The sequence below is a fragment of the Luteibacter rhizovicinus genome, from assembly GCF_004342265.1.
GTDB lineage: Bacteria > Pseudomonadota > Gammaproteobacteria > Xanthomonadales > Rhodanobacteraceae > Luteibacter > Luteibacter rhizovicinus_B.
Genome location: NZ_SMCS01000002.1, coordinates 726,231 through 742,013 on the forward strand (window position 1 = coordinate 726,231; position 15,783 = coordinate 742,013).

Annotated in this window: 14 protein-coding genes; 7 read left to right on the plus strand and 7 right to left on the minus strand. The window is 64.1% G+C overall.

The annotated features are described in order from the left end of the window. Window positions 1-78: 78 nt before the first annotated feature. Genes EC912_RS07400 through EC912_RS07420 form a run of 5 tightly spaced genes read left to right on the plus strand, consistent with a single transcriptional unit; the run spans window position 79 to window position 3,565 of the window. Window positions 79-819, plus strand: a complete 741-nt coding sequence (locus EC912_RS07400; RefSeq protein WP_132142491.1) for a DUF6776 family protein — start codon at window positions 79-81, stop codon at window positions 817-819. Further along, window positions 806-1,243 carry a bactofilin family protein gene (locus tag EC912_RS07405; RefSeq protein ID WP_132142492.1) on the plus strand — a complete coding sequence of 146 codons (438 nt, stop codon included), beginning with the start codon at window positions 806-808 and terminating at the stop codon, window positions 1,241-1,243. Before EC912_RS07400 ends, EC912_RS07405 begins: the two co-directional genes overlap by 14 nt. 31 nt (window positions 1,244-1,274) lie before the next feature. Then, window positions 1,275-1,646, plus strand: a complete 372-nt coding sequence (gene erpA / locus EC912_RS07410; RefSeq protein WP_428993085.1) for an iron-sulfur cluster insertion protein ErpA — start codon at window positions 1,275-1,277, stop codon at window positions 1,644-1,646. Between the two features lie 16 nt (window positions 1,647-1,662). Then, window positions 1,663-2,646 (plus strand): NAD(+) diphosphatase, encoded by a 984-nt coding sequence (gene nudC, locus EC912_RS07415; protein ID WP_132142493.1) that lies wholly within the window; start codon window positions 1,663-1,665, stop codon window positions 2,644-2,646. Between the two features lie 52 nt (window positions 2,647-2,698). Next, entirely contained in the window at window positions 2,699-3,565 is an 867-nt protein-coding gene (locus EC912_RS07420; protein ID WP_132142494.1) for a cobalamin biosynthesis protein, read from the plus strand. Window positions 3,566-3,574: 9 nt separating this feature from the next. On the opposite strand, the gene EC912_RS07425 is transcribed toward EC912_RS07420, so the two are convergent. Together EC912_RS07425 and purD are read right to left on the minus strand one after the other, a co-directional pair. Continuing rightward, window positions 3,575-5,449, minus strand: coding sequence for an MFS transporter (locus EC912_RS07425; RefSeq protein WP_132142495.1), 1,875 nt, complete (start codon window positions 5,447-5,449; stop codon window positions 3,575-3,577). Window positions 5,450-5,742: 293 nt separating this feature from the next. Then, window positions 5,743-7,020, minus strand: coding sequence for a phosphoribosylamine--glycine ligase (purD, locus tag EC912_RS07430; protein WP_132142496.1), 1,278 nt, complete (start codon window positions 7,018-7,020; stop codon window positions 5,743-5,745). Window positions 7,021-7,164: 144 nt separating this feature from the next. Here purD and blaOXA point away from each other — a divergent pair, with 144 nt between their 5' ends. Further along, window positions 7,165-8,007 (plus strand): class D beta-lactamase, encoded by an 843-nt coding sequence (gene blaOXA / locus EC912_RS07435; RefSeq protein ID WP_165973532.1) that lies wholly within the window; start codon window positions 7,165-7,167, stop codon window positions 8,005-8,007. Between the two features lies 1 nt (window position 8,008). Here the strand turns inward: blaOXA and EC912_RS07440 are convergent, their stop codons facing one another. The 5 genes from EC912_RS07440 to EC912_RS07460 all read right to left on the minus strand — a co-directional run bounded on the left by EC912_RS07440 (window position 8,009) and on the right by EC912_RS07460 (window position 15,071). Further along, window positions 8,009-9,382: an AMP-binding protein gene (locus EC912_RS07440; RefSeq protein ID WP_132142498.1), complete on the minus strand. Its 1,374-nt coding sequence runs from the start codon at window positions 9,380-9,382 to the stop codon at window positions 8,009-8,011. 16 nt (window positions 9,383-9,398) lie between these two features. After that, complete coding sequence (locus tag EC912_RS07445; protein ID WP_132142499.1) at window positions 9,399-9,968, minus strand: L-threonylcarbamoyladenylate synthase; 570 nt, start codon at window positions 9,966-9,968, stop codon at window positions 9,399-9,401. Window position 9,969: 1 nt separating this feature from the next. Continuing rightward, window positions 9,970-12,471 carry a DNA topoisomerase I gene (locus tag EC912_RS07450; RefSeq protein ID WP_132142500.1) on the minus strand — a complete coding sequence of 834 codons (2,502 nt, stop codon included), beginning with the start codon at window positions 12,469-12,471 and terminating at the stop codon, window positions 9,970-9,972. Between the two features lie 156 nt (window positions 12,472-12,627). Next, window positions 12,628-13,776 (minus strand): DNA-processing protein DprA, encoded by a 1,149-nt coding sequence (gene dprA / locus EC912_RS07455; RefSeq protein ID WP_132142501.1) that lies wholly within the window; start codon window positions 13,774-13,776, stop codon window positions 12,628-12,630. Between the two features lie 170 nt (window positions 13,777-13,946). Next, window positions 13,947-15,071: a LysM peptidoglycan-binding domain-containing protein gene (locus EC912_RS07460; RefSeq protein ID WP_132142502.1), complete on the minus strand. Its 1,125-nt coding sequence runs from the start codon at window positions 15,069-15,071 to the stop codon at window positions 13,947-13,949. Between the two features lie 206 nt (window positions 15,072-15,277). Between EC912_RS07460 and def the strand changes: the two genes are divergently transcribed. Then, complete coding sequence (gene def / locus EC912_RS07465) at window positions 15,278-15,781, plus strand: peptide deformylase (protein WP_132142503.1); 504 nt, start codon at window positions 15,278-15,280, stop codon at window positions 15,779-15,781. Window positions 15,782-15,783: the final 2 nt, after the last annotated feature.

Genomic DNA, 15,783 nt, shown 5'->3' on the forward strand with positions numbered 1-15,783 from the left:
TGAAAAGCGAGGCCTCGTTCCTTGACGGTGGCGGAAACCGGGGGGTATACCTTCACGCCGCCTGCACGGAATCCGTCCATGGCTTCTACGCCGCCGCCCCGCTTCATTGTGCGCACGGCCGACGACGTCGGCCGCCAGCGCCGGCTGCGCCTGATTCTGATCGGAGCATGGGCCGGCAGCATCGTCCTCGCCTGCGTCCTGACCTGGGCGCTCACGACCCACGCGCCTGCACTGGTGTCCGATCGCGGCCAGGTCCGCACACTCACCCAGCAGAACGACGACCTCCTCCAGCAGCTGGCGAACGTCCAGCGCTCGGACCAGGTGACCGATATCGCCGGGAAGGAACTCAAGCGCAGTCTTGCCGAGCGCGACGAGGAAATCAGCGGGCTGCGCGCCGACCTGGCGTTCTATTCCCGGCTTGTGGGCGGGGGCGCCCAGCGCGAAGGCCTGCAAGTGCAGGACACCCGGATTTCACCCGTAGGCGGGGCGTCACGTGCCTGGAATATCGTCCTGACGCTGACCCAGAACGCGAAGCGCGGCGAGGACATCAAGGGCAAGGTCTCGATCGCTGTCGAGGGCATTCGTGCCGACAAGGTCGTGGCGCTGGAGGGCGCCGCCCTGGGCGAAACTACTCAAGACGGCATGGCCTTCTCTTTCAAATACTTCCAGCAGTTGCATGGCAGCTTCGTGCTGCCGACCGACTTCAAACCCACCCGTCTGCGGATTACGGTGACCGCCGACGGAAGCAATGCGGCGACCAGTTCCGTTGCCTGGAACGACGCCATCAAAGGTAAAGAGGAATCCGATGTTCAACGGTAATCGCAAGAATCAGGGGCCAAGCGTCAACGCGTCCGATACCAGCCTGGTCTCCCGCGGCATGACCATCCGGGGCGATGTGAAATTCAGCGGCGCATTGCACCTGGACGGCGTGGTCGAGGGGTCGATCCAGGCCGACGCCAAGGGCGACAGCGTCCTGACCATCAGTGAGACGGGCCGGGTGACCGGCCAGATCAACGTCCCGCATGCCGTCGTCAATGGACGGGTGGTTGGCGATATCGACGTCTTCGACAGGCTCGAACTGGCGGCCCAGGCCCGCATAGAGGGCGATGTGCGCTATCAGGTGCTGGAAATGGCCGCGGGGGCACAGGTCAACGGCAAGATGGCGCACCGCGCCCCGGAAGCACCCCGACAGCTGGAAGCCCCGGAAACCGAAATCATGCCGTCTCTCGCAGCGCAGGCTTGACCTGCCGGCAATCGGCGCCATTATGGACAGCATGAATAACCCGTTTCCCATGGCGCCCGATTACCGCAGTAGCGGTGCTCCCCTGGTCTTCACCGAGGCCGCGGCGGGCAAGGTACGCGAACTGATCGACGAAGAGGGCAATCCCGGCCTCAAGCTGCGCGTCTACATCAGCGGCGGCGGGTGTTCGGGGTTCCAGTACGGATTCACATTCGACGAGGAGCAGGCGGACGACGACTTCGCCGTTTCCCGCAATGGCGTGACGCTGGTTGTCGATCCGCTTTCGCTGCAATACCTCACGGGCGCGGAAATCGACTACGCGGAATCGTTCAGCAGCTCCCAGTTTGTCATTCGCAATCCCAACGCAAAGACGACCTGCGGTTGCGGCTCGTCCTTCAGCGCCTGACCGGCTGCCCTGGGGAATGAGCGTCGAACAGGAACGTGACAAGGCGGTCGCAACGCGCGCCCGCGAAAATGTCTTCGCCGGCATCGACATCGACCGCATGGCCGAACGTCGCGACGACCGGCTCTGGGTCGACGAACTCGAAGCGACCGACAGTTCGCGCTTCCTGGTACTGGACAGCGAAGGCCAGGCCTTCGCCCACGCGGATGCGGATCAGCTCCAGTGGATGACGCCCGCCACGCGCTCCGATCGCTTCGGCGACATTCCCGCCACGCTGCTCGGCATTGCCGGCGGCGTCGCTTATTTCACGCTGGCCGTGGACGAAGCACACGCGGAAATCTTCGTGGCGCTTTCCAGTGCGCGGCGCCTCGGCCTGCGCGATGCCGGCCTGCTTTTTCCCGAATTCGAAGCCGGACTATTCGCTTTCGCCAAGGGCATCACCCACTGGCAGCGACAGACCCGTTTCTGCAGTTTCTGCGGTTCTCCCGTGTTGCTGGTGGCTTCGGGCCATCGCGCGCAGTGCACCAACGAAGACTGCGCTCATCTGCACTTTCCACGCACCGACGCGGCCATCATTGTCATCGTCGAGCACGATGGTGCCTGTCTGCTCGGTCGCCAGCGCGGCTGGCCCAAGGGGCGCTATTCAACGCTGGCCGGTTTTATCGAGCCCGGCGAATCGCTCGAAGATGCCGTGCGCCGCGAAGTGCGCGAGGAATCGGGCGTGGAAGTCGCGTACGCCACCTACCATTCCTCGCAACCCTGGCCGTTGCCCGCATCGCTGATGGTCGGCTTCACCGCCACGGCCCGCACACGTGACATCCACCTGCGCGACAACGAACTGGAAGACGCCCGCTGGTTCACCGTGAAACAGATTGTCGATGGCATGACCGACGGCAGCCTGGCGGTTCCACCACCGTTGTCGGTGTCATACCGGCTGATCGAGCACTGGCTTGCCTTGCGTGGCGTCGACCTCGGCGAACTCGCGCGAATCAAACAGGCATAGCTAACCGCCGCACGTTGGCTACAATCGGGGCGAACTCCACGGATCGCTCCCTATGGCTCTACGACTGCTCGCTGCCCTGATTGCCCTGCTACTGGCGTACGCCCTGCCACAGCTGGCCCGCTGGCGCGACGACCGCTGGTTCCGGGCCTGGGTGGATCGCCTGGGCGACGCCTCCGGCGGCGGCCGGGTCGCTGTCGCACTGCTGGTACCGGTGCTTGCCTGCGCGATCATCGGGGCCCTCCTCTCCGGCCTGCCCCTGTTCGATCTGGCGTGGCTGGCGTTCGCCGTCATCGTACTGGTCTACGCACTGGGTCCCCGCGAGATAGAAACCGATATCGACGCGATCCTGAAGGCTCCGGATACCCTGCGCCGCCACGAAACCATACAGGCACTGCGCCAGAACGAAGAACCCCTTCCCTGGTTCGCACCCGCGCTGGTCGAGGCGGCCTTCTTCGCCGCGCTACGCCGGCGATTCGGCGTGCTGTTCTGGTTTTTCCTGTTCGGACCGTGCGGTGCGCTGCTCTATCGGCTGGCACAGATCCTTGGACGCGAGATGACTCAGCGTCTCGACACCGATACGCGCCCCGCTGCTCAGCGCGTCGCGGACGCCCTCGACTGGGTGCCGGCACACATCATGGTCTTCGCCATGGCGCTCGTTTCCGACTTCGACGCGGTCGTCGGATCCTGGCAGCACTGGCACCGGAACTCCGGCAGCCCGCGAACCCGCCTCGATCCCGACTTCCTCGGCGCCGTCGCACGCGCCGGCGTGGATGCGGATGTGGAAGCCGGCGATGGCTACGTCGAAGACACCAGCGACCCCATCGCCGAACTCGCCGATGCACGCCACGTCATCCGGCGCGTACTGATCGTATGGCTGGCGGTCGTCGCGGTCATCGTGGTCGGCGGGTGGTTCGCGTAACGCCCGCTGTTATGCCTGATCCCCGCGCAGCTCGCCTACCCGCGTCTCCAGCATCGCGGCATTCGCCTGTTCCGCGGGAACCAGCGCTCCACCCACCAGCTCGATACGCGACCAGAAACGGCGCGGCACGCGCATGCGCCGAAGGGCCGAATCGCGGCGGCTGAAAATGCTTCCCCACATGCCGCGCAATGCCAGCGGCACGACCGGCACCGGTCGACGCGCGAGAATGCGATCGACGCCTGGCCGGAAAGGTGCGATGGCACCATCCCTCGTGATTCCGCCTTCCGGGAAAATGCAGACGAGCTCGCCGTTCGCGAGCGCTTCGTCGACACGCTCGAACGCCTCGTCCATCAGCGCCGGATCTTCCTTGCGACCCGCGATAGGGATCGCCTTCGCCGTCCGGAATACGAAGCGTAGGATGGGGATGTTGAAGATCTTGTAGTACATCACGAAGCGCACGGGACGACGCACGCTGGCCATCAGGATCAGCGGATCCATGAAGCTCACGTGGTTGCACACGAGCAACGCGGCGCCCTCTTCCGGAATATTGCGCAAGCCATCGACGCGCACGCGATATAGCGTGTTCACCAGTACCCAGGTGATGAAACGCATCGGGAACTCGGGGACCAGCGTGAAGATGTATACCGCCACGACGATGTTGATGAGACCGGTGGCGAGAAATATCTGCGGGATGCTGAAGCCGAAATGCGACATCCCGATACCGAAGCTCGACGCGATGCAGATAAGCAGCGCATTGACGATGTTGTTGCCCGCGATGACGCGGGAAAGTCGATCGCTGGGCGTCCGGCTCTGCACGAAAGCGAACAGCGGCACCACATAGAAACCGGCGAAGACACCGATCATCGTCAGGTCCAGCGCGATGCGCCACGTACCGGGCGCCCTCAGAAAGCCGTGCCAGTCCAGACCGGAAACCGGTGCCAGACCCGAACGCGCGAAGTACAGATCCACCGCGAACACGGTAAGGCCGAACGCACCCATCGGTACGAGACCGATCTCGACGCGACGCCCGGACAGACGTTCGCACAACAGGGAACCCACACCGGTGCCGAGAGAAAACAACGTCAGCACCAACGTGTTGACCGAACCGTCGCCACCGAGATTGTGCAGCGTGTAATTCGGCAGCTGCGCGATCATCACGGTACCGAAGAACCAGAACCAGGAGATACCCAGTACCGCGTTGAATACCGCGCGATCGGCACGCGTAATGCCGAGTACACGAACGGTTTCGGTGAAGGGATTCCAGTTGAATCGCAGATCCGGCGCCGTCGCCGGCGCGACGGGAATCGAGCGGCTTACCGTATAACCCGCGATAGCGATGAGGATCGTGGTCGCCGAAGCGGCAAGCGGACCGTACCCGGCGATCAACATGAGCGAATTGCCGACGATCATGCCGATCAGCATGGCCAGCTGCGTGCCGGTTTCGACGAGGCCGTTGCCACCGACCAGTTCCGAACGATCGAGCGCCTGAGGAAGGATGGCGTACTTGATCGGACCGAATACGGTGGAGTGGACGCCCATGAGGAACAGCACGACGAGCAGCAGCGAGACGTGATGCGTGAAGAATCCGATGGCCGCGATCGTCATGGCCACGATCTCGAAGATCTTCACGTAACGGATGATCCGCGTCTTCTCGTATTTTTCCGCCAGCTGCCCCGCGGTGGCGGAGAACAGGAAGAAAGGCAGGATGAACAATGCGGGCGCGAGGTTCGTGTACAGCGACACCATCTTGTCGCCGAGCGACATCTGGAACGCGACGAGCATGACCATCGCATTGCGGAACGCATTGTCGTTGAACGCTCCGAGAGCCTGCGTCCAGAAGAACGGAGCAAAGCGACGCTTTCCAAGCAGACTGAATTGGCTCACGGGGTCTTCCATCTGGAGTCGTGGGGCAAGCGTAGCCTGAAACGATGTCGGATGATGCGACGTCCCAACATCAGTCTGACGCGCGCCAACTACCCCTCACCGTCACCCCGGCGTACGCCGGGGTCCGCAGCGACCACATCTGGCAAGACCGGACGCTGATGTTCCGGCTTGAAAGCAATCATCGTGGTCGCGATACCCGATCGCCTCGCCGCGGATTCCGGCGTGCGCCGGAATGGCGGTGAGACGAACACGCAGGTCGCTGCAAACTGAGCCAATAACGAATAGCCGATCCCTCAGCCCAACGCCCGATGCGCAATATCGTGGCGATAGAACGCCCCCTCGAAGCCAACATGCGTCAGCGCCTCGTACGCTTTCGCGCGAGCCTGCGCGAGGTCGTCGCCCAACGCACAGACCGTCAGCACGCGTCCGCCCGCGGTCACCGCACGACCATTCGCATCCTGTGTCGTGCCTGCATGGAAGACTTTGACATCCGGACCGAAATCGCCGTTCGCACCTTCGATGACATCGCCGCTGCGCACCTTGCTGGGATAACCGCCGGCCGCAAGCACGACGCCAAGGGAAGGGCGCGAGTCCCACTGCGCATTCACGCGCGAGATATCGCCATCCAGCGCAGCCTCGATCAGGTCGACCATATCGGATTGCAGACGCAGCATGATCGGCTGCGTTTCGGGATCGCCGAAACGCACATTGAACTCGATGACCTTCGGCGTGCCCGACGCGTCGATCATGAGGCCGGCGTAGAGGAATCCCGTGAACGGAACGCCATCGGCGATCATGCCCGCCAGCGTGGGATCGATGATTTCCCGCATGACACGATCTGAAATAGCCTGGGTGACGACGGGAGCGGGCGAATACGCACCCATGCCACCCGTGTTCGGCCCCTTGTCGCCATCGTCGCGACGCTTGTGGTCCTGACTGGTCGCCATCGGCAAGGCGCGTTTGCCATCGCTGATAACGATGAAGCTGGCCTCCTCGCCATCGAGGAATTCCTCGATCACGACACGCGACGACGCGTCGCCGAACGCCTGCTGGCCAAGCATGTCCTCCAGCGCGGCCTCGGCCTCGGCGAGCGTCATTGCAACGACGACGCCCTTGCCTGCCGCCAGACCATCGGCCTTGATGACGATGGGCGCGCCCTTTTCACGGACGTGGACGAGCGCCGGCGCCAGCTCGGTAAATACCGCGTAGTGCGCCGTGGGGATGCCGTGACGCTGCAGGAAATCCTTCGCGAAAGCCTTGCTTCCCTCGAGCTGGGCAGCGGCCGCACTCGGGCCGAAACAACGCAGACCGGCGGCGTCGAAACGATCGACGACACCCGCCACCAGCGGAACTTCGGGACCGACGACCGTCAATCCGACGCCTTCGTCGCGGGCAAGCGCCAGCAGGCCGTCGATGTCCGTCACGGCCACCGGCGCGTTGCGCAGGCCTGGCTCGAGGGCCGTACCGGCATTGCCGGGCGCCACGATCACTTCGCTGACACGCGGCGACTGCCGGAGCTTCCAGGCCAGTGCGTGTTCGCGGCCGCCGCTGCCGATAACGAGGACTTTCATGCTTGCTCCGAATGATCCGGCGCCCTTCCGGCGCAACGTGCCATTGTACCGGCCGTCGTGCCCGAGTATCGCCACTTTCCTGCCCGTCCCGGGCCGTTGTGGACCGCCATGCTCCCCGCACCTGCCCCCAAGGACCTTATGACGATGCGCCGATTATTCCTGTGGATCCCCGCGCTGTTCCTGACGCTGGCCGCCGGCCATGCGCACGCCGCTTCGAGGCGCGAGCACCCGGAATGGGCTCCGATATTCGACGACGCGGGCCTTCGCGGCACGATCGTCGTCTACGACGAGCGCAACGACACATACGACGTTTTCGATGCGGAACGCGCTAAGCACCGCTACCTGCCAGCCTCGACCTTCAAGCTCTTCAACGCCATGGTCGCGCTCGATACCGGTGCCGTGAAGGACGAATACGAAACCGTTCCGTGGGATGGCACGGTACGGACTCTTTCCGGCCCGCCGAAAACCGAATGGAACCGGCCTAATTCACTCGCCAGTGGCATGCGCTATTCCACGGTCTGGTTCTATCGGGAAATGGCGCGACGCGCCGGCGAGCCGCGCATGCGCGACTGGTTGCATCGTGTCGGCTACGGCAACGAGAAAATCGAGGGCGGCATTGACGATTTCTGGCTGAACGACACGTTGCGTATCTCGGCGGAAGAACAGGTGGCCTTCCTGCGCCGCCTCGCCGACGGAACGCTGCCGTTTTCTGCACGCGCCCAGGAAACCGTTCGCCGCATCGCGATCACGGAGTCGCAGCCGACCTACGTGCTTCACGCAAAAACCGGCATGGCCACCGAGGGCGCTCAGAACGCATCAAAAGGAAAGAAGTCGGACGGTCTGGGATGGTATGTCGGCTGGGTCGAATCGAACGGCCGGCGTTGGTTCTTTGCGTCCAATATCGATATCGTAAAACCGGAGGATGTCGACAAGCGCGTCGAAGTCGCCAAACGCATACTGGCGATCGAAGGCGCGTTGCCGCACTGATTCAGGACGACACGCGACCGAGCATTTCCAGCAGAAGACTGCGCGGGAGCTTGCCGGTTTCGTTGCGAGGCAACGCCTGCACTTTCCGCAACGGACGCGGCAGGAATACCGGGTCGATCGACTGGCGCAATGCAAGGGCGATCGACTGCTCGTCGAGATCGGGCGCCACCACGAGCGCGGCGATACGACGCACGCCGATGATGTCGCTATCGTCGAGCTGAAATACCACGCCGTCGAGCACACCGGGGATGGCCAACAGACGCCGGTTGAGATCGCCAAGCGATGCGCGCTTGCCTGCGATTTCCAGCAGGTCGGTATTGCGTCCACGCAAACGGAAACGTCGACCGTCGTCATGCAGCGTGACGATGTCCGCCAGCGCGATCGGCGCATCCAGCTGGGGCGCTTCGACCAGCGTGCCGTCCGGCTGCGGATGCAATCGCACGCCATCGTAAAGCGACCAGTCGTCGTCCGTCGCCGTGCGACGGCTGGCGAAGACACAGGTCTCCGTCGAGCCGAATACTTCGTGCAGCGGCGCACCGAAGCGACGCTCGGCGGCCTGCGCCAGCTCGACGGGCATCGGTGCCGTCGCCGACACGAAGGCGGCGAGAGGCGGCAGGTCGATGTCCGCCTCGACAAGCGTACGCAGGTGGACAGGCGTGATGACCAGAACGCGCGGCGGCGGCACGCTGGCCAGCGTCGCGGCAACATCGGCGGGAAAGAACGGCCGCGCGGCATGCACCGAAACACGACTGAACAGCGGCATCACCACCGACATTTCCATACCGTACATGTGCTGCGGCGGAACCGTCGCGACGACGTGAAACGCTTCGCCCGCGATACTGCTCAGCCTGGCGACATTGCCGAGGTTGCTGGCATGGAAACCACCCCACGTTTTCACGTTGGGCTTGGGCTTTCCCGTCGAACCGGAGGTGTAACCGATGGCAACCACCCTGTCGGCGGGCACGGTGGCCAGCACGTCATCCGACAATGCGTCGGGCGCGCTGTCGGGCCAGACGATGCGGAGATAGCCGGCCGGAGCGGGTTCCAGCACCTGCTCGCCAAGGGCATAACTGCCCGGGTGCGCGGCAAGCACTTCGTCGACGGCACGGGGAGCGCGCGACGGTGGCAACAGATTCGTCTGGCCGCGCAACACCAGTGCGCAGAACGCGACGAGAAACGCATAACGATCCTCGCAGAGGTTCACCGCGCTGGGCGCATCGGGCAGAGCGGCCGCGACATACCGTACGTGACTCAGGAAGGTCGCCGCATCGATACCGCGCCCGTCGCGCCAGGCGACAATCCGCCCGGCCGGTCCAAGCACCAGCGGGAGCCTTGCTCCACCTTCCTGCTCGACAATTTCACAGACAATCGACACGTACGGGGGCTCCAGGTCAGGCGCGGATAATAGCGCCGGTCAGAGCGTCGCGAATGACGGTAGGCGAAACGAGACCGCCCACCGGGGCGTCCAGCAGCCCATCGAGCGCATCGCCGAACCAACCAGCCAGAAGATGGGCATCGCGGGCGGGCGGAACACCGTGGGGATTGGCGCTGGTGGACACCAGAGCCCCGCCAAACGCGCGGCACAGCGCGGCGGCGGGCGGATGGGCCGTGACCCTCAGGGCGATGCCCGCATGGGCGCCAGCCACCCAACCGGGCACGCGGTCCGTTCGGGGAAATACCCAGGTGTTCGGACCAGGCCAGGTGGCGTACACCTGTTCCAGCACAGCGGCAGGAACTGCCGCAAAATCGACATAGGGCTCGATCTGGGCGATGTCCGAGGCGATCAGAAGTACGCCCTGGGTCGCGGGACGGCCCTTGAGTGCGAATACACGTTCGAAGGCCACGCGGTCGTGCGGATCGCAACCGAGGCCGAATACCGCCTCGGTCGGGTAAGCCAGCACGCCACCGTCGCGCAGAAGCGCGGCGGCGGCATCCACCTCGGACAGCTCGAATCGCTGCACGTTACGTTGCCTGTTTTGCCGGCGCTTTCTTCGCAGCGGCTTTCTTGGTCGCGGTCTTTTTTGTCGCGGCTTTCTTCGTGGCGGTTTTCTTGACCGTCGTTTTCTTGGCCGCCGCTTTCTTCACCGCGGTTTTCTTGGCCGGCGCGGCTTTCTTCGTAGCGGTCTTCTTCGCGGCGGTTTTCTTCGTCGCCGTTTTCTTGCCCGCCTTGCCACCGCGCGGCTTCTTCACCGGCGCCGCGGCAAGCAGCTCCAGGCATTCGGCTTCGGTGAGCGTTTTCGGATCGCGGTCTTTCGGAATGCGCGCGTTCTTCTCGCCGTCGGTGATGTAGGGGCCATAGCGACCATTCAACACCTGCACGTCGTTGCCGAAGTCCTGGATGATGCGGTTCGCGATGGCTTCCAGCTTTTCCTGCACGAGCTGCAGCGCACGCGGAAGTTCGATAACGTACGGATCGTCCTCGGGTTTCAGCGAGGCATAGGTGCTGCCCTGCTTCACGAAAGGACCGAAGCGGCCGATACCGACCGTCACGTCCTCACCCGCGTCGGACTGTCCGAGATTGCGCGGCAGCTTGAACAATTCCATCGCGTCTTCGAGCGTGATGGTGTGCATGCTCTGGCCCGGACGCAGGCTGGCATAGGTCGGCTTGTCTTCGTCGTCCTTGCTGCCGATCTGCGCATACGGTCCATAGCGACCGAGACGCACGGATACCGGCTTGCCGGTCTTCGGATCGGTACCCAGTTCGCGCGCGCCCGTGGCTTCGCTGCGATCGACGCTTTCGGTCTTGTCGTCCACCAGCGTTTTGAACGGCTGCCAGAAACGTTCGAGCAGCGGGACCCACTGCTCTTCGCCGCGACTGACCGCATCCAGCTCGTCTTCGAGCTTCGCGGTGAAATCGTAGTCGACGTAACGCGTGAAGTGACCGGAAAGAAAATTGCTGACCGCGCGACCGACGTCGGTCGGCTTGAAGCGACGGCTGTCCAGAAGCACGTATTCGCGATTCAGCAGCACCTGGATGATGCTGGCGTACGTGGACGGACGGCCGATGCCGTATTCCTCGAGCGTCTTCACCAGACTGGCTTCCGAATAGCGCGGCGGAGGCTCGGTGAAGTGCTGGTCGGCGGCAATGGCCGATACATCCACCACATCGCCCTCGGCCAGACGCGGCAGACGGCGCTGATCTTCGTCTTCCTCGTTTTTCTGATCGCGGCCTTCTTCGTATACGGCAAGGAAACCCGGATCGATGACGGTCGTACCGGTGGAACGGAACGACGAATCGGCCACCGCGAATTCGACGGAGACGGTGTTCATCGTCGCGTGAATCATCTGGCAGGCGACGGTGCGCTTCCAGATCAGTTCGTAGAGTTTGCGCTGGTCGTCGTTGAGGTACGACGCCACGCTGCGCGGCGTGAGCATGGCCGAGGTGGGGCGGACAGCTTCATGCGCTTCCTGCGCGTTCTTCGATTTCGATTTGTATACCTGCGGACCATCGGGCAATGCCTGCGCGCCGTAGTCGCGCGCGATCAACTCGCGCAGCTCGGTCACCGCATCGTTGGACAGCGCGGTGGCATCGGTACGCATATAGGTGATGAGACCGACGTTACCTTCGCTGCCCAGCGACACGCCTTCGTACAGACCCTGCGCGATTCGCATCGTGCGGCTGGTCGTAAACCCCAGCTTGCGCGCGGCTTCCTGCTGCAGCGTCGACGTAGTGAACGGCGGCGCCGGACGACGTTTGCGTTCGCGACTGGTGACTTCGCTGACCGTGAATTTGCCGGCCGCGGCCTTTTCCAGCGATGCGCGGGCGGACATCGCATCGGCTTCGTTGGTCAGGTCGAACTGTTCGAATTTCTTGCCATGCAGCTTCGTCAGCTTGGCGGTGAATGCGCCATCGGCGTGTGCCAGGGCCGCTTCGATCGACCAGTATTCTCGCGCCTTGAAGGCTTCGATCTCTTCCTCGCGCTCGACGATCATGCGCAGGGCGGGCGACTGCACGCGTCCGGCCGACAGACCGCGCTGCACCTTGCGCCAGAGCACGGGCGACAGATTGAAGCCGACCAGGTAGTCCAGCGCGCGACGTGCCTGCTGCGCGTCGACCAGGTCATGCGACAGCTTGCGCGGGTTGGCGACGGCTTCCTTGATGGCCTTCGGCGTGATCTCGCTGAACACGACACGCAATACTTCTTTGCCTTCGAGCAGGCCGCGCTCTTTCAGAATCTCGCTGATGTGCCAGGAAATGGCCTCACCTTCGCGATCCAAGTCGGTCGCGAGATAGATGGTGCTGGCCTGGCGGGCCGCCTTGGCGATGGCATCGACATGTTTCTCGTTGCGGTCGATGACCTCGTAGGCCATGGCGAAGCCGCGCTCGGGATCGACGGCGCCCTCCTTGGGGCGCAGGTCGCGGACGTGACCATAGGACGCCAACACCTGGAAATCGGTCCCCAGGTATTTGTTGATCGTCTTGGCCTTGGCCGGCGATTCGACGATGAGGAGGTTTTTTGCCATGGATAAAGCGTTTCCTGGTCCGTCCCGGCCAAGGGCCGCGGCGAACTGCCGGTTCGGTTTCGGATTGTGGGGTAACGAGAAGCTGGCACCCAGCCAACGAACCGGGGTGTCAGTCACTCTATATATATAGTTAGAGACACAGCGCCGTGACGGCTGTCAAGCGGCGGGTGGTTCGGGCAGCCTCTGGTAACGATTTCCGGGCAGGCTGGCGACCTGCCCCTCCAGTTCGAGCATGATCAGCATGGACGACAGCGCGGCCGGGGCGAAGCCCGTGGTTCGCAGCAATGTGTCCAGAGGGGCGGGATCGTAACCCATGGCGTCGAGCAGGCGGCGATATTCAGGATCGGCCCGCCAGTCGAAGGGCCCGGATGAACGCTTTCCGGACGCCTGGGTAGCCGGAAGGGCCAGCCGGGCCGCCAGTTCGGCGCCGAGTTCTCGTGCGGCCGGTGCAAGCGCTTCGAGAATCTCAGCCGGTCGCTGGACCAGCCTCGCACCCTCGCCGATCAGCTCGTGACAGCCTTCCGAGAGCGGATTGTGAATGGAACCGGGCAGCGCGAAGACTTCGCGGCCCTGCTCGCCCGCCTGACGCGCCGTGATCAGCGACCCGGACCGCAGGCCAGCTTCGACGACCAGCACCCCCAGGCTCAGGCCCGCGATAATGCGGTTGCGGCGCGGAAAGTGATACGGAAGCGCGCCGATGCCGGGCGCATGCTCGGTCACGATGACTCCGTGTTCGGCGATCCTGCGGGCCAGGGCGTGGTGCTTTCTGGGATAGACCCGATCCGGTCCGGTACCGACCACCGCGACGGTCGGCATACCCGCGTCCAACGCCGCCTCGTGGGCCGCGCCGTCCACCCCGTCGGCCATGCCGCTGGTCACGATCAGACCATCCCGGGCCAGGGCATCCGCGAATATCCGCGCATTGGCAAGCGCAGGGGCCGCCGCGGCACGGGATCCGACGATGGCAATCTGGGGCCGGAGGAGCAGCGAGGCGTCGCCTACGACGAACAGCGCCGCTGGCGGCTGTGCGATCGATTCGAGCTGCGGCGGGAAATCCTCGTCCGTGCACCGGAGCAGGCGATGGCCGGGCTCCGCGAGCCAGGCGAGGTCGCGGGCAAGCATCGCTTCGTCGGGGTTGTCGAGCCATGCCCTCGCCTCGTCGGAAAGCCCCAACGACCGCTTCCGAAGCACATCGAGCACGACGCCTGCCCGTCGCGACGCGACCAGCGCTTCGCGCAGCCGCGAGGCGGGAAAGTCGGGCGTGCGCAGCAGGATCAGCCAGTCGCGGTCGTCGTCGGTCGTCATCGGAACAGTGTATGGGCTGGACCGGCGTCGCGGAGGGGCGCCGAGCGCCCCAGGGCGTAGCCCACGCCGACGCTTTTCTGTAGGAGCGCGCGCCTGCACGAGCAGCACCCCAAACGAAATCGCCCCCGGCCTTGCAACCGGGGGCGATGGAACGTGCTTTACGGCGTGTCTTATTCGGGCTGCGTGGCCCGGTCGCCCTTGTGGATCGGACGCAGTCCGTCCATCACCAGGCCGTAACTCACGCGATCGAACGTGCGGAAGATCATCACGTGGCCGGCGTATTCGTCGGGCAACCTGACGTTCTTGGCCGTGCCGCGCTCCTCGCTGTTGCTTGCCACATCGTCGGAGATCGTCTCGCCCGCCGACATGACGGTGAACGTCGTGCCGTTGTCGATGCCGTCGTGGGCACCGGCCGAAATCGCGACCACCTGACGGCTACCCACGGCGGCCAGTGCGTCCGAGAACGCGATGACCCGCGGATCGGCAGGCATGGTCTTCGGTGCATGCGGATAGTAATAAGCGTCGTAAGGCGCGTCGTCGACAGGCATCAGGCGATCGCCCTTGCGAATCTCCAGCGTCGAATCGACCAGGACCAACGAGGCGGGATCGCCCGCGCGCAGGACTTCCGCCGTACCGATCACGGTCACCTCGACACCGAGCGAAGCGCCCTTGCCGAAGTGTCCGTTATCGCGGCCGTCTTCGTGCCAGGGGCCGCGATTCATCGATACGTCGCTGTCGAGCGAGTCGCCGACCACGCTGCCGCGGTCGATATTGCCGACGTCCTTGAACTCACGGAACGCGTTGGTCGGACGTACGATCGCCCAGCGCTGGCCCGGCTCGGCACTCAGCTGACGCGCGTAGACCTTCTGCCCCGGCGTGGCCCGCAGGTGGTTTTCCTCGAAGCCGACGACGTAAGGTGCGGACTTGACCTGATCCTCGGTCATGACGCGCGTGTCCTTGAGGAACATCCGCAGTTCGCTCAACGGAATGGCCGTAACGGCGTCCCCGTCGATGCGTACGCGCGGCTGCAGGCCGAGGTGAGCACCGCCCTGCATCGACAGGTTCAGCACGTCGCCCGGGTAAATCTTGTGTGGGTTTCGGACCTGGGGATTGGCCTGCCAGATCTCCGGCCAGAGCCACGGTTTGCTCAGGAAGCGCGCCGAAATATCCCAGAGCGTGTCGCCCTTTTTCACCGTATAGGTGTCGGGATGATCCGGACGAAGCTGGGCGGCTGCCGCATAAACGGCCACAGTAAAGAACATGCTGCCGAGCAGCATGGCGAACTTCTTGATCATGACGGGATTTCCCCCTTCCCCGGTGCTGTCGCGAGTGTAACTGAATCGTTAAAGGGCACAATACGGCGCTGCGCTCGCCCGACTTGACCGGCCGGCGTAGAATACGGGCCCATCCTACCGGGTAGCGGTGTTTGGATTTCGCCGATTTGCCCGCATTCTGGGCACACCGCAATCGCTCCCGGCCCGAGAAGAAAACAGGTGCCATCGTGTCCGTCCTTACGATCCTCGAATTCCCCGATCCCCGCCTGCGCACCGTCGCGGCGCCGGTGACCGTGTTCGACGACAAGCTGAAGCAGTTCGTCGACGACATGTACGAGACCATGTACGAGGCCAATGGCGTCGGCCTGGCCGCGACCCAGGTCGATGTCCACCAGCGCGTGCTGGTTGCCGACATGAGCGACGACCGCAACGAGCCGCTCGTACTGATCAATCCCGAGATCGTCGAGAAGGACGGCAGCCAGGTTTATCAGGAAGGCTGCCTGTCGTTCCCCGGCGTCTACGCCGACGTGACCCGTGCCCTCAGCGTGAAAGTCCGCGCGCAGGACGTCACGGGCAAGGACATCGTCGTCGAGGCGGAAGGCCCGCTCGCCGTGTGCATCCAGCACGAGATGGACCATCTCGCGGGCAAGGTCTTCGTCGATTACCTCTCCCCGCTGAAGCGCGGCATGCTGCTCAAGCGGATGGAAAAACAGCGTCGGGCAAGCGCCTGACC